Annotated in this window: 20 protein-coding genes, 1 tRNA gene and 1 pseudogene; 2 read left to right on the top strand and 20 right to left on the bottom strand. The window is 56.3% G+C overall.

Going from position 1 to position 19040, the window contains the following annotated elements; genetic code table 11:
- Positions 1 to 8: 8 nt before the first annotated feature.
- From rplI to ABC336_RS15130, 6 genes and pseudogenes are all read right to left on the bottom strand, one after another.
- On the bottom strand, positions 9 to 455 hold the full coding sequence (rplI, locus tag ABC336_RS15155) for a 50S ribosomal protein L9 (protein ID WP_413239423.1): 447 nt from the start codon (positions 453 to 455) through the stop codon (positions 9 to 11).
- Positions 452 to 2418: pseudogene (locus ABC336_RS15150) on the bottom strand (DHH family phosphoesterase). The gene rplI and the pseudogene ABC336_RS15150 overlap by 4 nt, the downstream one beginning before the upstream one ends.
- Positions 2419 to 2436: 18 nt before the next feature.
- Entirely contained in the window at positions 2437 to 3348 is a 912-nt protein-coding gene (locus tag ABC336_RS15145) for a DUF2232 domain-containing protein (RefSeq protein WP_413239422.1), read from the bottom strand.
- Between the two features lie 219 nt (positions 3349 to 3567).
- Positions 3568 to 5553 carry an amidohydrolase family protein gene (locus tag ABC336_RS15140; protein ID WP_413239421.1) on the bottom strand — a complete coding sequence of 662 codons (1986 nt, stop codon included), beginning with the start codon at positions 5551 to 5553 and terminating at the stop codon, positions 3568 to 3570.
- Positions 5554 to 5568: 15 nt separating this feature from the next.
- Positions 5569 to 6015, bottom strand: a complete 447-nt coding sequence (locus ABC336_RS15135) for a CBS domain-containing protein (protein WP_413239420.1) — start codon at positions 6013 to 6015, stop codon at positions 5569 to 5571.
- Between the two features lie 91 nt (positions 6016 to 6106).
- A complete protein-coding gene (locus ABC336_RS15130) occupies positions 6107 to 7138 on the bottom strand; it encodes an LCP family protein (RefSeq protein WP_413239419.1) in 1032 nt (343 codons plus the stop codon).
- Positions 7139 to 7334: 196 nt separating this feature from the next.
- Between ABC336_RS15130 and ABC336_RS15125 the strand changes: the two genes are divergently transcribed.
- On the top strand, positions 7335 to 7682 hold the full coding sequence (locus tag ABC336_RS15125; protein WP_413239418.1) for a DUF4870 domain-containing protein: 348 nt from the start codon (positions 7335 to 7337) through the stop codon (positions 7680 to 7682).
- Between the two features lie 295 nt (positions 7683 to 7977).
- Here ABC336_RS15125 and ABC336_RS15120 read toward each other — a convergent pair whose 3' ends face one another.
- The 10 genes from ABC336_RS15120 to rpsF form a co-directional block, all read right to left on the bottom strand.
- Complete coding sequence (locus ABC336_RS15120) at positions 7978 to 8880, bottom strand: aldo/keto reductase (protein WP_413239417.1); 903 nt, start codon at positions 8878 to 8880, stop codon at positions 7978 to 7980.
- 83 nt (positions 8881 to 8963) lie between these two features.
- Complete coding sequence (locus ABC336_RS15115; RefSeq protein WP_413239416.1) at positions 8964 to 9866, bottom strand: fumarylacetoacetate hydrolase family protein; 903 nt, start codon at positions 9864 to 9866, stop codon at positions 8964 to 8966.
- 65 nt (positions 9867 to 9931) lie between these two features.
- Complete coding sequence (locus tag ABC336_RS15110; RefSeq protein ID WP_413239415.1) at positions 9932 to 10705, bottom strand: SDR family NAD(P)-dependent oxidoreductase; 774 nt, start codon at positions 10703 to 10705, stop codon at positions 9932 to 9934.
- 238 nt (positions 10706 to 10943) lie between these two features.
- Positions 10944 to 11693, bottom strand: a complete 750-nt coding sequence (locus ABC336_RS15105; protein WP_413239414.1) for an IclR family transcriptional regulator — start codon at positions 11691 to 11693, stop codon at positions 10944 to 10946.
- Between the two features lie 95 nt (positions 11694 to 11788).
- Positions 11789 to 12442: a hypothetical protein gene (locus ABC336_RS15100; protein ID WP_413239413.1), complete on the bottom strand. Its 654-nt coding sequence runs from the start codon at positions 12440 to 12442 to the stop codon at positions 11789 to 11791.
- Between the two features lie 27 nt (positions 12443 to 12469).
- Positions 12470 to 13324, bottom strand: coding sequence for an amidohydrolase family protein (locus ABC336_RS15095; RefSeq protein WP_413239412.1), 855 nt, complete (start codon positions 13322 to 13324; stop codon positions 12470 to 12472).
- A complete protein-coding gene (locus ABC336_RS15090; protein ID WP_413239411.1) occupies positions 13321 to 14943 on the bottom strand; it encodes a family 43 glycosylhydrolase in 1623 nt (540 codons plus the stop codon). Before ABC336_RS15090 ends, ABC336_RS15095 begins: the two co-directional genes overlap by 4 nt.
- Before the next feature lie 185 nt (positions 14944 to 15128).
- Positions 15129 to 15404 (bottom strand): 30S ribosomal protein S18, encoded by a 276-nt coding sequence (rpsR, locus tag ABC336_RS15085; protein ID WP_413239410.1) that lies wholly within the window; start codon positions 15402 to 15404, stop codon positions 15129 to 15131.
- A gap of 21 nt (positions 15405 to 15425) precedes the next feature.
- Positions 15426 to 15980, bottom strand: coding sequence for a single-stranded DNA-binding protein (gene ssb, locus ABC336_RS15080; protein ID WP_413239409.1), 555 nt, complete (start codon positions 15978 to 15980; stop codon positions 15426 to 15428).
- Positions 15981 to 16014: 34 nt separating this feature from the next.
- Positions 16015 to 16308, bottom strand: a complete 294-nt coding sequence (gene rpsF, locus ABC336_RS15075; RefSeq protein ID WP_413239408.1) for a 30S ribosomal protein S6 — start codon at positions 16306 to 16308, stop codon at positions 16015 to 16017.
- Between the two features lie 247 nt (positions 16309 to 16555).
- Between rpsF and ABC336_RS15070 the strand changes: the two genes are divergently transcribed.
- Positions 16556 to 16741, top strand: coding sequence for a YjzC family protein (locus ABC336_RS15070; RefSeq protein ID WP_413239407.1), 186 nt, complete (start codon positions 16556 to 16558; stop codon positions 16739 to 16741).
- A 693-nt stretch (positions 16742 to 17434) separates the two neighbouring features.
- Here the strand turns inward: ABC336_RS15070 and ABC336_RS15065 are convergent.
- The 4 genes from ABC336_RS15065 to ABC336_RS15050 form a co-directional block, all read right to left on the bottom strand.
- Positions 17435 to 17525 (bottom strand) — tRNA-Ser (locus ABC336_RS15065).
- 80 nt (positions 17526 to 17605) lie between these two features.
- On the bottom strand, positions 17606 to 17845 hold the full coding sequence (locus ABC336_RS15060; protein WP_413239406.1) for a DUF951 domain-containing protein: 240 nt from the start codon (positions 17843 to 17845) through the stop codon (positions 17606 to 17608).
- A 26-nt stretch (positions 17846 to 17871) separates the two neighbouring features.
- Positions 17872 to 18726, bottom strand: coding sequence for a mechanosensitive ion channel family protein (locus ABC336_RS15055; protein WP_413239405.1), 855 nt, complete (start codon positions 18724 to 18726; stop codon positions 17872 to 17874).
- A gap of 38 nt (positions 18727 to 18764) precedes the next feature.
- Positions 18765 to 18998 (bottom strand): putative Se/S carrier protein, encoded by a 234-nt coding sequence (locus ABC336_RS15050; RefSeq protein ID WP_413239404.1) that lies wholly within the window; start codon positions 18996 to 18998, stop codon positions 18765 to 18767.
- Between the last annotated feature and the right edge of the window lie 42 nt (positions 18999 to 19040).

Below are 19040 nucleotides of genomic sequence, written 5' to 3'. Positions count from 1 at the left end.
AAATCTGCTTACTCCTCCGCTGCCTGCACCTTCAGCGTCGCCTTGACTTCAGGGTGCAGCTTGACGCCGACCTGAGTGAAGCCCAGGGCGCGGATCGGCTCGGCCAGCTCGATCTTGCGCTTGTCGATCTTGATGCCGTGCTGCTCTGCCAGCGCCTCGCCGATCTGCTTGGTCGTGATGGCGCCGAACAACCGCCCGCCCTCGCCGGCCTTGGTCTTGATGACGACCGTCATCTCGCCCATCTTCGCCGCCAGCTTCTCAGCATCAAGCTTCTCCTGTTCTTTTTTCTTCTGCTCTGAGGCCTTCTGGTTCTGCATCGTCTTGATATTGCCGTCGGAGGCTTGCTTGACGAGCCCTTTCGGGAACAAAAAATTGCGCGCGTAGCCCTCCGAGACTTCCTTCACTTCACCTTTTTTGCCTTGTCCTTTGACATCCTGCAAGAAGATTACTTTCATTCGAATAACCCCTCTTCCTTATCGATTGCTTCGAGTACTTGCTTCAGCTTCTCCGCCACATCCTCTGTCGTACCCTCCAGCTGCGCCGCGGCATTGGTGAGATGTCCGCCTCCGCCCATCCGCTCCATGACAACCTGGACATTGATGTGGCCGAGCGAACGTGCGCTGATGCCGATCAGGCCGTCGTTCCGCTGGCCGATCACAAAGGAGGCCATGATGTCAGTCATATTAAGCAGGGTATCGGCAGCCTGGGCGATCAGCAGCTGCGAATACTGCCGGCCCGGATCGGTAACGACGATGCCGATGTGGTCATAGATAATCTCGGCGTGCTTGATGATATCGGCTTTCTTGATGTATTCCTCCAGGTCCTCCTTGAGCATCCGCTGGATGAGCGAGGAGTCCGCGCCGTTGCGCCTCAGAAACGACGCTGCCTCGAAAGTGCGCGCTCCCGTCCGGAGCGAGAAGCTCTTGGTATCGACCGTGATGCCTGCCAGCAGCGATGTCGCCTCCGCGACATCAAGGATGACACGCTCATGGATATACTGCAGCAGCTCGGTCACCAGCTCGCAGGTGGACGAAGCGTACGGCTCCATATAGACGAGCAGCGGATTGTGGATGAACTCCTCGCTGCGCCGGTGATGATCGATGACGACGATCCTGTCGGTCATCCCCAGCAGCCGGGGCTCCTTCACCATCGAAGCCTTGTGGGTGTCGACGACGACCGCCAGCGTACGGCCGTCCACCAGTCCCAGCGCCTGCTCCGGCGTGATGATCCGCTTCATCAGATGCTCCTCGCTCTCGAGGATCTCCATCATTCTCTGGATCGCCGGGTTGACGGACTCCAGGACGAAGTACGCTTCCTTGCCGAACAGTCTGGCCGCCTTCAACACGCCGATGCCGGCGCCTACAGAGTCCATGTCCGGCATCTTGTGTCCCATGATGACGACATTGCTGCTCTCCTTGATCATATCGCGCAGCGCATGGGCGACGACCCGGGCCCCACCCGCGTGCGCTTCTCCACGGCGCCCGACTTGCCGCCGTAGAACGTCTGCCGCTGCCCGTCCTTGACAGCTACCTGATCGCCTCCGCGTCCGAGCGCGATGTCCAGACTGGTCTGCGCCCACTGGCCGAGCTCGCTGATACTCTCGGCACCTACGGCGATGCCGATGCTGAGCGTCATCGGAATCTTGTTCTCGATGGTCATCTCCCGCACCTCGTCGAGGAGCACGAACCGCGACTGCTCGAGCTGGCGCACCGTACGCTGGTCTGTGATGATCAGGTAGCGGTCGGAGGTGAGACGCTTCAGATACAGCTGATAATGCTGAGCCCAGCCCGTGATCTCCGCGGTCACCTTGGAGAGAAAAGCGGCGCGCTGCTGATCGTCCATCCCCTGGGTCGCCTCCTCCAGGTTATCCATCATGACGATCCCGAGCGCCAGCTTCTCTTCCTCGTACCGCTTCTCGATCGTCCAGCGCCGCGTGATATCGCGGATATGGATGAGTCGCTCCTCCTGTTTCATGAGGAACTCGAAGACGCGTGATTCGACCGTCACCTCGACCACGGTCTCCTTCTTATCCTTGAGCGCCGCCTGCAGTGCAGGGAAGAGCTCGGCTAGGGGCTCGCCGATCACCGAGTCGCGCCCCAGCATCTCCGAGACATACTGATTATGCCATTCGACGAACCGCTCGTCGTTGTAGAGGAGGATCCCGAACGGCAGCTCGTTGATCACCTCATTGCCGGCTTTCTTCACCCGGTAGGATAAGGTGCCCAGATAGTTCTTGAGGTCCCGGCGGTACGCACGCTCCGCGCGCACTGTATACCATGCGAAGGCCAGCATGGCTGCGAGACCGATCAGACCGATCGGCCACTCGTACCATGCGAGTGCCGCCGTCATGACAGCCATGACGGCAAATGCCCACACCTGATGCATGCCGTGCCATCGTTTGATTAGGAACTTCGGCATTCTAATCCGCCCCTGTAGCTAGGATTTCGTAAATGACTTCCGGATCGGAAACGCAACATCCAACACACCGATCAGACTGAGCGGCGGAAACAAAAACAGCGGGATGGCCAGCAGTACCGGCACCGCTTTGCTCCATCGCTTCTGATCGGCGATATAGAAGAACAACCCGATAGCCTGAATCGTAAACACAAGCCGCAGCAGCGGGATCAAATTCACGAGCACCGTATTCATAAACGAGTCGACCGAACTGTCCACGAACAAGTCCGCAATCAGTGCAATCAAATAGTACAAAACAAATGACTTGGGGAGCATCCATTCCTTGGCCGGCTTGAAGCCCGGCACCTCGATGCCTTCACGGGCGAGCAGCCTCCGGGTCAAGCCGTGCGTCACGATGACGACGGTAAATGAAACCGCAATCAGTACCCAAGGAATCGATTGGATAACCGCCCGGATGAAGGACTCCGTCACTTCGGTCGTCCAGCTCGGAGGCATCAGTCCCTGCGCCTCCAGCATGGCTACCTGGTTCCTGATGATATTGCCCATCTCGCCTGTGATGGAGATATCGAGGATTGCGCTGAACAGCACCATCTCCAGCAGGAATTGGCCCAGGACGGCGAGCACCCCGGCAGTCACGACGGTGCGCGCGGCGGCCCGTTTGCGGTACAGATGCCCCATGATGAGCGCCGGTACCAGGAAGAAGAAGCCCAGGATCAGCGACACCGGCCCCATGATTAAAAAAGCGACGAGCAGCACAACCAGCACGTGCAAGGCAAACTGCTGTCTTGTAAGCGTAGTATAAAGCAGAACATATGGCACCATAACGACCGGTACGGCGAGCAGATTGATGCCCGGCAGCGATACCGACACTAGCAGCACAAGTGCCAGGACACTCCAAAGAATTGATTTCAAGCCGACTTTCAACCGGTTCACCTCTTGCTTCTAAATAGGCTTGGTAGCAAGCTTTACGCCCCATTATACCATAAAATCCAGCCGTAATATACGCGCGCCCCTCCCATGCGGCGGCTAGGACCCTGTGAGCCCTTCTATATCTATGTAGTCAGACCCCGCAGATATGTGTGCTGTCGCTGCCGTCCCTGCCATGCCAAACAGACGCAATCCCATAAGGTCTGCGTCTGTTCTGCCCTGCGGTTATTCCACCGTCCAAGCGTCGCCCTCGTCACTGAGCGTATAGCCCAGCTCCTGAAGATACTGGATCGGCATATACGCACGGTCGCCGATCGAGATCAGCTCTGCTTCGGTATCGCCGAACACCGCCTTGTAGCCGCGCTCCAGCATGAGTTGTCCGTTCTCCGGCGCTGCCCCCGGATCGCCGGCGCTCCCCGCAGCCGTTTCACCTTCGGTGATCGTAAAGGTGCGCGCCACCTTGTCCCATGCCAGATCATAGCCATGCCCCTTTAGAGCGTCCAGATCGACATAGTTCAGATCGCGGTAATGAACGACCGGGTAGCTGGCGTCCTCCCAGACGACGCTGCCGGCCGTGCCTTCGACACGCACGAACTCGCTTCGGATCGGCTTGCCGAGCCGCGTGCTGCGGTTGACCTCGCCGTTCTCCAGCGCCAGCTCGCCTTCGACAAACACATACTCGATGCCCGCCGACTCCAGCTCCGGCTGCTCGACCGTCGAGCGGTCGATGATCGTGTCGAAGTCGAAGATGACGATGTCCGCGTCCATCCCTGCTGCCAGCCGTCCCTTCTTCTGCAGCGCCGGCACCTGCTTCTCCAGGCGCTGCGCCGGCATGAGCGACAGCTTGGCGATCATATCCGGCAGATCTACGACCTGATCCTCACGCACATATTTGCCGATCGAGCGGGCAAAGGTGCCCGATGCCCGAGGATGATTGTTGTGCCCCGGCTCGAGGATCGCATCGCTGCCGATCATCACCGACGGATGCTGGAACGACAGGACCACGTCTTCTTCCGGAATCGCATAAGCGACCGCCAGCTTGCCTTCCCGCTGGTACTGCCGGAAGCTCTCCTCGGTCAGCCGTTCGCTCGTCCCGGCGATCTGCAGGTCCTCGTAGGAGATGCGGAACCGCTCCTGCCAGCCTTCATCGAAGCGGGCCGAGTTCAGATAGGTCCCCCAGAAGTTGTACGGGTAGATACACGCCGTCACATCGATGCCCTCGGCCAGCGCCTCATCGATCATCGCCAGCGACTCCGGCATCGAGAAGGTGCCGCCGGTGCTGTTGATGTGGTCGATATGGACCGCCGCGCCGCTCTCCCGGCCGTAGTCGATGATCTCCCGCATCGTATCGAAGTTATCTCCGTCGCTGCCTTCCATGCTGGAGTAGCGGCCGTGGAAGAAGACCGGCACATTGTATTCGTGCGCCAGATGCATGAACGGCATGACTTCCTCTACCGTGATGCCCGGCACGTACTCAAAGCTGAAGGACAGCCCCAGCGAACCGTTGTTCAGCGCCTCCTCGGCCTGCTTTAACATCTCTGCCGTATGCTCCGGCTTCGCCTCCTCATACCGGCCCAGTTTGAACTGGTTGCGGGCCTGGGTGTAGAAGTAAGAGGCGCCAAAATGCACCGGCGGCCGATCCCGCTCGTAGTGTGCATACCAGCTGTTATGCGTCGTCGTGCCGCCATGCATGGCATTGTTGGTCGTCACGCCGTCGGCGATCTTGTTCCAGACGCCAAGCGGGTTCGGATCATACGACAGATTGTCGATAAATCCCGGCGCCACGACCAATCCGCTCGCATCGATCACGCGCTCGCCCTGCAGCGGCTCGGAGGTGACGACGCCGATCGTATCGCCCAGGATCCCGATGTTCATGCCTTCCTTGTCCAGATTGTTCTCCGGATTGATGACCCGGCCGTTCGAGATGACGATATCGTAGACCTGCGACAGCTGAGCGGCTGTCGCCTCTTCCTCGCCATCCCACTCCGCTGCCGTCTCTTCCGGTTCCACGCCCTCATCCTTATTGCCCTTGCCTTCATTGCCTTCATTGCCTTCGGCGATCGTGTTCGGATCGGTACCCGGGTTATCCGAGTCCCCGAACAGGGATGTCGTCATATAGATGCCGGCTGCCACGACCAGCACGACTGCGAACGCCAGAAACACCCGCATGGGCCGGTTGCCCGCACCCGTCGGTCTTCTTCTGTTTACCATGTGTTACCTCCTAGCCTACTGCAAATGCTGTTGTCCGGCGGCTTCCTGCGCGCCGTCCGATTCTGCAATGATCTTCTCGCAATAGTCGATGATATCGCTGCGCCGCACGATGCCGATGAAGCGGTTCATATCGTCGACGACCGGCACAAAATTCTGCACCTTCGCCAGCGAGATCAGATCTTTCATATTGGCATTGATCTGTACCGTCCGGATATCCTTGCCGAGCGGCACCTCCGACAGCTTCACCCGATGGACCTGGTCAAAGGTCAGCTCGGGATGGTTCTTCATATACCAGAGCAGATCGCCCTCGGTGACGGTACCTGTATACCCGCCGTCCCGGTCGAGGATCGGCACCGCCGTATAGCGATGATGCTCCATCCGTTCCAGCGTCTGCCGCAGGGTTACTTCCTGGGTCAGACAGACGACTTCCTGTTTGGGCAATAAAAAAAATGCAATATTCATACCACTTTGCCACTCCGTTTCTTCTTATGTCAATAAGCACAGTTCTTCCAAGTCGCCGAGCTGCGCCGGGAGAAACGGCAGAGCGGCCGGCTCAAGCGGCCGGTGAAGACGGTGAGGTCTGTCTCGCATACTGATCCGGCAGCGGCAGCTCCCCCTTCGGGATCGAGCCGTCCAGCCAGCTGTCGATCCAGCCCTTGGCCTTCTCCAGATCGGCCTCATCCAGGTTGAACAGCCAGGCTCCGCCCCTGCCGATCGCGCCTTCTCCTTGCAGCGTATGACTATATATCGTGCGATGGTCAGCCTGCAGCATCGACTTGCCCAAGCTGACGATTTCTTGCGGTCTCAGATCCGTAGCAAAATTGCTGCCCATAATCTCGATCAGCTCCGGCACCTGGCCCCACTGACTGATTCCCGTCGCCTTGTCCAGCATCGCCTGGATAAATGTCTGGTGGCGGACGGTGCGGCTCATATCGCCGCCGGCATCTTCACGGTAGCGCACATAATTAAGCGCGTCCTGTCCATTATATAAGTCTTGACCCGCTTTGACCACAAACTTCTCGTGATTCGGGTCTTTGTTCACCAGATCTTCTTCGATCGGCAGTGCGATTCCCCCCATCTCATCGATGACATCGCGGAAGCCTGCAAAATTGATGCTGGCATAGTAATCCACGCTTCTGCCAAACAGCTCTTCGACCGTCTCTACCGCCATTTTGGCGCCGCCGAAGGCATAGGCATGGGTGATCTTGTCATTACGCTTCCTGCCTGGGATCTCGACATCCGCGTCGCGCGGGATCGATACCATCAGCATCGCACCATCCTTGGGCCGGACGACCGTATAGATCATCGTATCCGAGCGTCCATGCTCTTCCCCGCGCTGGTCTACGCCCAGCAGCAGCAGGCTGAACGGATCCCGGGGCTTTACCGCCTCCTCTACGGGCTGCGGCTTGGGCTCGCACCCTTCGAGCGGCTTATGGGACTGCTCCAGACTTTTCTCGATATCATCCGATAACAGCAGGTCAAAGCCCCACATGGCCAATGTGGTTCGATTGAGATATGCCATTGTCGAGATGAGCAATACTAGGGAAGCGATGGCAATCAGCCATTTACGTTTGCGTGTCTGCATACGGGATGCTCCACTCCATTCCTCTTTATCTAATTAAACTCTTTCCTATTTTAATAAACGATACACAACGACATGAAGTTACATGTCAAAAAAACGCGAATCTGTGCAAAAGCGCACGATAAGCAACAGGAATACGCGGGCCAGGCATCGAATAGGGTTAACGTATAAATACGTGTGGGAAGGAGGAATGGTACCGATGCATGAACCGAATCCGCCCGCTTCCTCGACTGGACTCGATCCCAAGGTGGCCGGTTTGCTGTGCTACCTGGGTATCTTCGTCACGGGCATTATTTTTCTCGTCATCGAAAAAAACAGCCGTTTCGTCAAGTTTCATGCCATGCAATCCATCATCGTCTTCGGCGCCTTGTTCGTCGTGAATATGGTTCTGGGCATGATCCCCTTCATTGGCTGGATCGGCAATCTTATCCTGACGCCGCTGACTTTTATCGCCTGGGTCGTCATGATGCTGATGGCGCTGCGCGGCAGCTGGTTCAAGGTTCCTTATGCAGGTGACATCGCGGAGCAGCAGGCGGAACGATTTTAACAGACCAACTCGAGCATGCTCCCATGCTCCCTCCTCTACACTTCCGAGCTCCCGAGCGGAAGATTATCCACATGTGGATAATGCAGCTTTGCATTCGACTTATCCCCTTGGGGATAACCTGAATGCTAATACCAAAGGGTGGTTGTCCCAGGTCGGGATCGCCATCCTTTTCTGTGAGGATGGGCTGCAGCAACGCACATCAGCCTGCCCTCAGACGAGGACAGGCTGATGTGCGTTGCTATTCCGCGTTCCGTGAACGTTTGAGCGTCTGAGAGGCCCTTGCTCCGATATACCCTCAGGCAAATATCGAATGTCCTTTGAATAGACGCCGTACCTGAGCTTCGGCTTCCTCGCCTATGCCTTTGCCGTCACACAGGGCTGCGTTTTGCCTCAGCTGCTCTGACGATGCAGCACCGGTCAGCGTCACATGTATCGGCGGATGGGAGAGACTGAATCGCATCGCCGGTTCGACCAGTCCTGCCGGCCCGGGCTGGCGCAGAAACGCCAACTGATCTACAGCGATCCGCGCTTTCTCCAGCGTGTCCTCCTCCAGGAATGGCGCCGGCGAATCCGCAAGCAAGCCCATCGCCAGCACACTGCCCTGGATTACGCCGACATCCGCTGCCGCTGCAGCAGGCAATAATCGCTCCTCCGCAGACTGATCCATCAGGATATAGCGTCCATAGAACTGTACGGTGTCAAAGACGTTCGTCTCCACCAGCCGTACGAGCAGATCGAGGTCGCGCGACGTCACGCCAAGATAACGGATCTTGCCGTCTTCCCGCAGTCTGCAAAGGGCGGGGATCGCTTCCTTCACCAGCAGCTCATACGGCTGTTTCTCCACATCGTGCAGTTGGAGCAGATCGACCCAGTCCGTCCGCAGCCTGCCCAGGCTCTGCTCTGCGGATTGGATGATCGTCTTATACTCGTAGGGCTGTGCGGCGAGCGCTGCCTTCGTAGCGAGAACGACCTTCTTCCGCTTCCCGCCGGCCAGCGCCCGGCCGATCCGTTCTTCAGACACGCCAAGACCATATTGGGGTGCCGTATCCATGAGATTGATCCCGCAGTCGATCGCCTCATGGACGACTCGGGTGACCTCGGCCTCCTCCCTGCGGCCAAAATCATCCGACAGGGGCGCGCCGCCCAGTCCCATCACCGACACGCGTAAACCGGTCTTGCCCAACACCGTATACTGCATGAAGATGCCTCTCCTCCTAGTATCTACATTGTTATCACAGGGTACAGCGGGCAGGAGCACAGTGTGCGTGCCATGCCTGAGTCTTACTGCTCGGAAACCATCCGGTTCGTCAGCTTGCCCAGCTTCTCGATCTCGATCGTCACGATATCGCCGTCCTTCAGATATACCCTCTGCTCGCGCGGCAGTCCGAGCACCACGCCCTCCGGGGTACCGGTGAGGATAATATCGCCGGGGTCAAGGGTCATATGCTGCGAGACATAACTGACAATCTCGTCGCAAGGGAAGATCATGTCCGACGTGTTGGACGATTGGCGAGTCTCTCCGTTGACAACCGCCCGGATCGCCAAATCATTCGGATTCCCGACTTCGTCAGCCGTGACCAGCCACGGGCCTAGCGGGCTGAATTTATCGCAGCTTTTGCCCAGCAGCCACTGCGGCGTTCGCAATTGCAGATCGCGTGCGGACAGATCATTGACACAGCAGTAGCCGAACACATAATCAAGGGCGCGGTCTTTGTCGACATACTTGGCCTTCTGACCGATGACGATGACCAGCTCCGCTTCGTAGTCCACCTCGGAGGTGACGCGTTCCGGCAGCGGGATATCCTCGCCATGGCCGGCCAGGGTGTTGGAGAACTTGTTGAAGAGAATCGGATATTCGGGGATAGGCGCCTTAGTCTCTTCCGCATGCTTGCGGTAGTTAAGCCCGACACAGATGATCTTGCCCGGTCTTGTGACACAAGGACCATAGGTGATGTCCTCCTCCCGGAAGAGAAATTTCTCCCGTCCGATTCCGGCAAGCAAGGTTTGCTTCACATAGCTCTCCATCGCCGCTCTGTGATCCGGGTTTCCGATAACCTCCATGATATCGGCGATGATGCCCGGTTCCGGATTCAGGGCCAGCGCCTCTCCGATATCCATGACGTATCCGTCTGTAAGCACGCCCAGCACATCCTCATGATCTTTGCGAATCGTTACCCATTTCATTTCTCCTCATCCCTTCGCAGCTATTGTAGACTAAATATCACCAGGTCGGTTTGTCATGAACCCGATCAGGCATTTTTGCCAAAGACGACGCCGCCGTCGATATATAGCGGCGAACCCATCATAAACTTCGACTCGTCCGAAGCCAGGAACAGCGCCGCCTCGGCTACATCGTCCGGCTTGCCCAGCTCTCCGCTGAGCTGCCGGTTCTTGATCGCCGCGATCGCCTCGTCCGGATCCTCATAAGAGGTCTTGAGATAGTTCTCGACGAATGGCGTCATGATCGTCCCCGGCAGCAGCGCATTGACCCGGATGTTATAAGGAGCATAGTCCACTTGCATGGATTTGGTCAATGCCAGCACGGCGCCTTTGGTTGCCGAGTAGGAGGCCCGTCTGGCCAGGCCAATCTCGGCGATACACGACGACATATGGATAATATTCCCTGATCTCCGCTCCATCATGTGGGGCACGACATACTTGGACGTCAAGTAGACGCCATTGATATTAACACGCATCACCTTGTCCCACTGCTCCGGTTCGATCTCGTGAATGGCTCCTACGCCGCTGATCCCCGCATTGTTGAACAGCACATCGATCCGGCCATATTGTCCGATGATCTTCTCTACCATCTGCTGTACGGATGCAGGATCGGTTACATCCGCCTTGACAAACGTCGCCATACCGCCCGTTGCAGTGATGGTGGACGCGGCTTCCTCGCCGCTTCTCTCATCCAGGTCATTGATGATGACTACGGCGCCCTCCCCGGCGAATCGGAGCGCTGTGCTCCTCCCGATCCCCGAACCAGCCCCCGTGATCAGAACCACCTTATCCTTTAACCGCATCCAATCTCCTCCCTCTAGGTTCTATATAATAAACTTAATTCATTAATTAAAACCATCGTACCATTGATAACCATAACCCGTCAAACCTTCCTTGCCTTGCATGCCATCCCCGCAAGCAAGTACTTTTCGAGAGTCCGAAACAAAGGCAACCTGGCATGCAGATCCTTCCTATTTGGCATGGAAAAGCCCGCAGCGGCCTGTTCATTGCACATGACAGGCGGCTGCGGGCAAAGATGGACTATAGTGCGGCAGACAACTCGGCGGCAAGCCGGCGGATCTCCTCCACCGCTTCCCGGTGCTTGTGCTCCCATCGCGAAGTGGCCATCGTAAAGCTGATGGCAGCTACAGCTTCACCTGAGCGGCCGCGCACAGCGGCAGCAGTGCACGAAAAGCCGAGCGCCACCTCCTCCATATCTGTGGCGTAGCCCCGCTCCCGGATTCCGTAGAGCTGATCCAGCAGCGACCGGACATCGCCGACGGTATGCGGCGTAAGCCGATTGAACGACTCTTGCTCATATAGACGGAAGATGGCGGAGTCCTCCAGGCAGGCCAGCATGGCCTTGCCCATCGCTGTAGCATATGCCGGGAGACGCATCCCCGGCTCGGAGAGAAGTCGGACCTGTGCAGGCGCCTCTTTCTTCGCCAGATAGACGATATCGCCGCCCTCCAGTCTGGCAAGCTGGAGCGTCTCCCCTACACGCTCGACGGCTGCGGCCGACTTCTGCATGAACAGCTCTACAAGGCTGAAGCCCGAGAAGTAGGCATTCCCAAGATGGGCAAACACGGGCCCCAGCGAATACGTGTCGCCCCTCTCCCGATTCACCCAACCGAGCGTCTCCATCGTCTGCAGCAGCGAGAACATCGTGCTCTTGTTGATCGCCGTCGCTGCCGTCAGATCGATCAGCCGCAGCCGTGACGGCTGCTCGGCTATGCATTGCAACACCGTATGCGCCCGCTCCAGTGCGGGTACCCAATATTTTCTCTCCATCTTTCTCACCCGGTTCTTTCAAGAGGTTATTCACAAAGTCCGCATTAGAGGGTGCTGAGCCCCTTTTTTTCTGAACACGCACTATTATGCTAGCCCTATTGTAGCATATTGACCGGCTCGACCGTGCACAAATGGACCATAGACTCCCAGTGACTGCCGTTCTCCCACGGCTGGAAATGCAGCGTCATCCGTTCTTGCCACTCATGGTGGGGGGAGTTGCGGGTCTGCAGCGCGCCTGACGGCTTGAGCTCGTCTATCGCAGCCGGGAGCTCCTGGTAGGAAAATATCAGATTGTCATAATAGCCGATGAGATAGGTCTTATTGAAGCGCTGCGGTTCCTCCTCCTGCAGTTGGTAATGATAGAAGATATAGCTGGCAGCCATCTCCGGCTTCAGCCTCAGGATCGAGCCTGCCCGCTGCTGGATCCGTCTGCCTTCATGCCAGCTTCGGCGGTCGAGGGGAACGCCGTCATGAAAGATATCTGTCATGCGAACAGAATAACGGCTCCCCTCCAGCGAAGGCCATACGGACAGCCGTTCTGCCAGCGGTCCATCCCAGTCAAATGGTGCATGCAGCCGGTCGGCTTCCAGGTAGACGCACAGGTAGCGTCCATACAGAAAAGCAGAATAGGCCGCAATGCCTGCTTGCCCCGCACGTGCCTGTTGATCCCCCAGCTCTCGGACAAGGACGGGATGCTCCGATTCCTCCAGCCCACGCTTCAGATAAGACAGCAGCATGATTCTGATCAAGATACATTCACTCCTTTCGTTGAGCCGTTATGACCTTCCAGCCGCATCTCCCCTGGAGCAATAGATGCGCATGGCATTGTCCCTGCGCACGGCGTTCTTCTGCTCCTCGCTCCAGGATGCGGGCAGCTGGGCTTCCATATAGGCGATCGTATCCCTGTAGCCTCCGCACCGCAAGGCTACAGGCCAGTCACTGCCGAACAACAGCCGATCCGATCCGAACTGCTCGCACAGGGTTTGTACCAAAGGGCGATGGCGATCTTCGTCCTTGGGATCGCCCTGGGTCAACATACCGGAGAGCTTCACAGCCGTATGCGGATATTGCGCGCACTTCTCCATCCTGCCCTGCCATGCATCCCTTGCTTCCCCGAGCACCGGAGGCGCCCCCAGATGATTGACGATCGCTGTCATCTCGGGCAGCTCTTCCAGACATTCCAACAGGATATCGAACAGACCCGGACCAAGCAGCCAATCGATGGTCAATCCATGCGCAGTCAGCATAGAGAGCCGCTCCAGAAGCATTGGCTTGTATCCTTCCTGATACGCTTTTCCAAAACCGCCATTGACCCGGATCCCCGAGAGTCCGGGCTGTTCGGCTAGCCAGGCTATTGCCTTGCCCGCATCTTGCCCTGTCAGATCAGCCCACCCGACAACCCCCAGGATAGACGGATGCGCGCTCGCCTGCTCCAGCAGATATGCCGTCTCCTCCAATGTCGGGGCTGCCTGCACAGCGATGACGCCTTCTACACGATGCTCCGCAAGCAGCGGCTTCAACTGTTCCATCCCGTAATCCTGATACAGGATTCCCGCCGAGGGCGTCAGCCAGCCATAGTCCCCCCGGGACAGCTTCCATACGTGAACATGACTGTCAACATAGGATCTCATGATGATCCATCCCCCTCCTCTCGATAGGCAAACCGGGTGAAGCGCGCTTGGCCGTGGTCGGTTCCCAGGACCCCTCTTGCGAAGATACCCGCCCTCGGCGCTGTAAAGCATAAAAATCGGGGTGCCCGTTCCGGGAACAAGAAGGAGACCGGAACCTCCAAATCCATGCTCTCGTACTCTTCCTCCCCCGGAAGGGCATACTCCATCCGGCAGCAGTCGGCAACAGCGTCGACGCGCATCCTCAGTCTGATCCGCTCTCCCGGCTGAAGAGGCAGCGGCAGCTGGGCAAGGATGCGGCGATTGGCATTCTCATAGCGGTCCACTTGCAGATACAGTCCTTGCTCCTCCTGAATCTCGTGCAGACGCTTCGTGTCAAATGGCAATCCGGTCGTCTGGCCAAGCCCGTTGCGAATCGTCAGCATCACGAATGCGTCCGTGTCCCTGTAAAGCAGCAATCCCGCTTCTTCACCCGGCGTCATCGGCAGAAAGCCCAGCTCCGTCTCCACCCGGAAGCGCAGATGCTCCCACCGCCTCGTCAGCAGAAGTGTGGGTTGCGGTACGAGCAGCATATACGGCTTGCATGCCATCACCAGCCCACGATCTCCCGTCTCGAAACCATCAGCGACCGGCTGTCTTACCCATTCCCATGATGGATCCAACCGTTCACCTGCAAACGTATCCTCCCATTGGTACAACCTCCCTGCTGCAGGCTCCTCCTCCTCTGACACACCTTCCACCTCGATGATTTCAAGCGGCCTGGTATTCTCGCCAATCACAAACCATCCATCCTCTGTCCATGTTACAGGCTGCAGAAAAGTCTCGCGCCCCAGCGGACAAGCTCCCTTCGGCTCCAAAGGCCGTCCGCCCAGATGCGGGAACCACCACTTTCCTTGCTGGTCCTGGACGAGCTTGCCGTGACCGGTCTTCTGAATCGGCTTCAGCGGATCTGACTGTTTCAAGATCGGGTTATAGGGACAAGGCTCGTATGGCCCCCAGATGGAGCGGCTTCTTGCGGCAGTAACCATATGATCAAAGAACGTCCCGCCCTCGGCGAGGATCAGATAATACCATCCATCCCGCTTGATGACATGGGGAGCTTCCGGAGCCGCCCCGCCGGTACCGGGCCAGACTTGCCTTGCTTCGCCGATCAGAGAGGAACCGTCTGCCGCCAGTTCATGGATCCACCCGCCGCCAAAGGCCAGATACTTGCGCCCGTTCTCGTCATGGAAGATAGAGGGGTCGATGAAATGATGGTTGAGCACAGTACCGTTATCATATGGCCCTTCCGGGCGGTCTGCCAGATACAAGATATTCGTGCAGCGGGGCTGGCCGTGATAGTAGGGAACGACCACCCAATACTTTCCGTCGGCATACGAGATATCCGGTGCAAAGACGCCAAAGGAATCCGGCACATCGGCCAGATCGAGCTGCTCTACTCGTTCGATGACATGTCCGATGGGACGCCAATCCACCAGATTTTTAGCATGCAGCACCTCGACAGCCGGAAAATATTGAAAGGTGGAGCAGACCATATAGTAGTCATCACCGACCCGCACAACCGAAGGATCGGGATGATCGCCCGGAAGAACCGGATTGGCCACCCGCCGTTTTGCCTTCATAAGCACGCACCTCTTTCTATTATAAGTTCTTTATAATAAACTTGTTTTATTAAATAAAACAATCGTACCATTTCAATCCAAAAAAGGTCAACCCGCTTCCGACTTTCCTCAAAGCGGGGCCCAGGGAACCTATAAGTAAATAAAAAAAACAGCCGATTGCTCGACTGTTTTTTGTGTATATGGGACTACTCCGTTGTGTAAGGCAGCAATGCGATTTGGCGCGAACGCTTGATCGCAGTAGTCAGCATGCGCTGGTATCTTGCACTCGTGCCGGTTACCCGACGAGGCAGGATTTTGCCGCGCTCGCTGATGAACTTACGGAGCAAGTCAGTATCTTTATAGTCAATGTGTTTGATCTTATTGGCTGTAAAGTAACAAACTTTACGACGTTTGTTGCGGCCGCCTTTGCGGAACTTACGCTCCGGACGCTCGCCGCCGTCTTCTCTTGGTTTAAAGCTCATTCGTCTCCATCGTCCTTTCTCTTAAAATGGTAGATCATCTTCGGAGATATCGATAGGGCGTCCGTCATCTGAGAACGGATCGTTATTGCGTGAGTTATTCCCGGACCGGTTGCCACCGCCGCCGCTCCCATAGGAGCCGCCGCCAGATGAACCACTGCCTGATCCGGAGCTACCATAGTTGCCTCCGCCGCCGCTATTGCCACCGCTATTACCGCCACTGTTGCCATTATCCTCGCGCCCTCCGCCGCCGCCTTCACGATTGGACTCCAGGAACCGGACATTGTCCGCGATGACTTCGGTCACATAGACGCGTCTGCCTTCATTGTTCTCGTAGTTCCGCACCTGAATCCGGCCTTCGACTGCCGCCAAACGGCCTTTGCGCAAATAATTGGCACAAGTCTCGGCTAGCTGCCGCCAGGTCACGATCGGGATAAAGTCTGCTTCCCGCTCGCCCTGCCCCGTCGTAAACGGTCTGTCCACCGCCAGCGTAAACTGGGTTACAGCCACACCGGCCGGGGTATAGCGCATCTCGGGATCCCTTGTCAGTCTCCCTATCAGAATAACACGGTTTAACACCTTATCGCCTCCAATCCCACATCACTTGCGAAGTTTAAGCAACTTCTTTTTTGACAACCATGAAACGCAAGATCTCGTCTTGGATCTTCATGACACGGTCCATTTCATTGACAACTTCGGGAGTTGCACTGAAATCAACCAGGACATAAATACCTTCACGAATACGTTTCTCGATCTCATACGCAAGCCGGCGTTTGCCGATGATGTCGGTCTTGGTGACTTCGCCACCGCCGTTTTCGATGATACCATTATATTTGTCGACGATTGCTTGAACAGCTTCCTGTTCAACTTCGGGACGAATAATATACATCACTTCGTAATTGCGCATTGTTTTTCACCTCCTCTTGGACTGAGCGGCCCTCTTAGATAAGAGAGCAAGGAGCGATTTTACTCGCATGCCATATTTCGCACCAGGGTATTATACCAAATTTAGATGGGCTATTGCAAGCTTTCTTCTTAACTGCCGTCGGCTTCGCATGATCATCTTGAACGCTGCTAACACTACATAGGCATGGCGTATCTGCGCATAGGCCGCGCAGACTCGCAATGACATCCTATTCGTGGAGGCGAACAGCATGGGTGAATGGACCAAATTCAATCCGGGCGATCGTGCCCCCAATCATGGAAAGTACATCGAGGTGGGCGACAACGACTACCATATGGGCATTGAAAACCCGCACCAGATCGAACTGGAGGAGGGGCAGCGCTTCCCGGAAACGTCGAAAAAAGACCGCAAATGGGTGAAGATGAAACGAAATTAAACTTCTCTTCCTGGTGCATAAACGATAACTACTCTGCACAATCTAAGCTCGGACGGTGTTCCATGAGAGGTGTGGTTCCGTTGGACCTGAATGGCGAAACAACCGCAAGTGAAACCGTAACGGTAGTGTACTGAATCAAAGCGTAGTGGTGAAGATACCGATCTGAAGCACCTAACCGTCGAATGGAAGCGATGGGCGCATTGGGACAAGCACAAGCTGGAGCATTTCACGTACCGAATACATCACCGTCCACCCGAAAAGCGCCTTGTTGTCTGTGAAGACAGCAAAGCGCTTTTCTTCACCTGAGCAACAACAAACCTGCTCACGCAGGTTGTCACTGCGATACGGACACAATAGGCTCTGTTTTGCACAAAACCCGCCAGAAACCGGCCCTGCGGACTGACGATCCGTTATTTGCTGGTTTGATGCCCGTTAGCCCTCGTTTACAGACCGATAACGGATCCTCTGTCCGCAAGCAGCTCTACAAACACGCCCATGCTCGAAATAGGTGCTACTGTGTCCGTTCGTGAGCGAGCACTACCCTCCGCGGTCTTCTTCCACATTCCATCAACCCACTTATCCACATGTTAAAGTGTTGCATCATTTCCTAAACCACAAAAAAATCCTCTACGCTACAAGCGTAAAGGATGTCTGTTGGTAAGATCGGGTGTCTCATCTCTTCCTGCAGGAAGATGGCGGAAAGGGTGGGATTCGAACCCACGCACGGCCTGAACCGCCTAGCTGATTTCGAGTCAGCCCCCTTGGGCCTCTTGGGTACCTTTCCATATCGGACACGAAGATTATTTTATCATAAACAAGCCGTAGTATGCAACAATTTATTTTGACCCTGAACAGCCTTAGCCCTCAAGCTTGCCCCGGACCTGCATCCGTTCCTTCGTCAGCTGCCTGGTCGGCTTTGGAACGCAGTACTTTCTTCAGGTTCTTCTCAAACTTGGCCCGCGGGATCAGGACACTGTGCTTGCAGCCTACACACTTGATCCGGATATCCATCCCCATGCGGATGATCTCCATCTCATTGGTGCCGCAGGGATGCTGCTTCTTCATCTGCACGACATCCCCCAGCTCGAACGTTTTGCGCTCCACCTTGCTTCCTCCTCTCTATCCACCTGTTACGATGTCGCCCGTTCGATTTCGGCCGCCCGGATATCCAGTGCCCTCCGTACAGCCGAGTTGATCACCGTAGCGATCTCAGCATGCGCATTGGGGCGGCATTCGGCGATTATCCGCAAAGTGGTGCCTGCAGTTGCGATCTGCTGGACGCCCAGCACCTGCGGTTCACCCATCAGATTAGGGTCCTGGATTCCTTTTACCGTATTCTTTAACAAATCCATAACTTCCTCGATACCGTCTCCCACGGGAACGACGATATCGACTACCGCCAGCGAGTTGCGCAGCGAGAAATTGGTGACCTCATTGATCGACCCGTTCGGGATAATGTGCAATTCCCCGGTCCAGCTGATTATTCGGGTTGAACGCAGCCCGATCATTTCAACAGTGCCTTTGAAGCTGCCAGTCTGGATTGTATCGCCTACTGCAAATTGATCCTCAAGAATGATGAAGAAGCCGGTAATAATGTCTTTTACCAGGCTTTGCGCCCCGAAGCCGATGGCCAAGCCCACAACCCCGGCGCCAGCCAGCAGCGGGCCTAGATTCACATTAAACTCCGAGAGAATCAGCAACACACTGACAAAGTGAATGACATAGGACACCACATTTTTAAGCAGCTTCCCCAGCGTCCGCATCCTGCGTGTCTGTACCGCCAGTCGTTTGGACTCTCGATTGATGAATGAGGCATTGATCGCCTTGTTAGCGATCCAAATGACAATCCAGCTGATCAGAAGGATGAATGCGATCCGAATCAGCGAAGTGCCGAAATTGGTCCACATCTCCTCATTACGCAGCCAACTCACAAAACGATCATTGATCGTATCAAGCGCTAGTGAAGCCACCCACCAGCTTTTCATCACGCTCAGCCTCCTCCATTGCGACATCACTCTGAACGTTAGACGGTGCCGTAACCATCCTCCGTCTTGCGAAATATCCCTCGGATCTCCACCTGTTCATCCGAGATGATCCGAGCAACCTTGGTAAGCTGGTCCTCTGGAAAGTGAATACAGAGTGCGCATCCAGCCGTGATCTCTTTGGGAGTCGGAGCGAGATCAATCTCAATCTCCGCATATTCCAGCAGCATCTCAGCCCGAAGCGCCTGCTGGGTAGAATCAAATGCGATCAGCATTGCTGCCGTCCTTTCCTGGCCGCCTGGGCCTTCGAACTTTTT

It is taken from the genome of Paenibacillus jepli (assembly GCF_047238105.1).
Taxonomy (GTDB): Bacteria; Bacillota; Bacilli; order Paenibacillales; family Paenibacillaceae; genus Paenibacillus_D.
This window is presented reverse-complemented; position numbering and strand designations above follow the sequence as displayed.

Coding starts and splice junctions, on each gene's coding strand:
- rplI (WP_413239423.1), bottom strand. CDS start 455: ATGAAAGTAATCTTCTTGCAGGATGTCAAAGGACAAGGCAAAAAAGGT.
- ABC336_RS15140 (WP_413239421.1), bottom strand. CDS start 5,553: ATGGTAAACAGAAGAAGACCGACGGGTGCGGGCAACCGGCCCATGCGG.
- ABC336_RS15135 (WP_413239420.1), bottom strand. CDS start 6,015: ATGAATATTGCATTTTTTTTATTGCCCAAACAGGAAGTCGTCTGTCTG.
- ABC336_RS15130 (WP_413239419.1), bottom strand. CDS start 7,138: ATGCAGACACGCAAACGTAAATGGCTGATTGCCATCGCTTCCCTAGTA.
- ABC336_RS15125 (WP_413239418.1), top strand. CDS start 7,335: ATGCATGAACCGAATCCGCCCGCTTCCTCGACTGGACTCGATCCCAAG.
- ABC336_RS15120 (WP_413239417.1), bottom strand. CDS start 8,880: ATGCAGTATACGGTGTTGGGCAAGACCGGTTTACGCGTGTCGGTGATG.
- ABC336_RS15115 (WP_413239416.1), bottom strand. CDS start 9,866: ATGAAATGGGTAACGATTCGCAAAGATCATGAGGATGTGCTGGGCGTG.
- ABC336_RS15110 (WP_413239415.1), bottom strand. CDS start 10,705: ATGCGGTTAAAGGATAAGGTGGTTCTGATCACGGGGGCTGGTTCGGGG.
- ABC336_RS15105 (WP_413239414.1), bottom strand. CDS start 11,693: ATGGAGAGAAAATATTGGGTACCCGCACTGGAGCGGGCGCATACGGTG.
- ABC336_RS15095 (WP_413239412.1), bottom strand. CDS start 13,324: ATGAGATCCTATGTTGACAGTCATGTTCACGTATGGAAGCTGTCCCGG.
- ABC336_RS15090 (WP_413239411.1), bottom strand. CDS start 14,943: ATGAAGGCAAAACGGCGGGTGGCCAATCCGGTTCTTCCGGGCGATCAT.
- rpsR (WP_413239410.1), bottom strand. CDS start 15,404: ATGAGCTTTAAACCAAGAGAAGACGGCGGCGAGCGTCCGGAGCGTAAG.
- rpsF (WP_413239408.1), bottom strand. CDS start 16,308: ATGCGCAATTACGAAGTGATGTATATTATTCGTCCCGAAGTTGAACAG.
- ABC336_RS15070 (WP_413239407.1), top strand. CDS start 16,556: ATGGGTGAATGGACCAAATTCAATCCGGGCGATCGTGCCCCCAATCAT.
- ABC336_RS15055 (WP_413239405.1), bottom strand. CDS start 18,726: ATGAAAAGCTGGTGGGTGGCTTCACTAGCGCTTGATACGATCAATGAT.
- ABC336_RS15050 (WP_413239404.1), bottom strand. CDS start 18,998: ATGCTGATCGCATTTGATTCTACCCAGCAGGCGCTTCGGGCTGAGATG.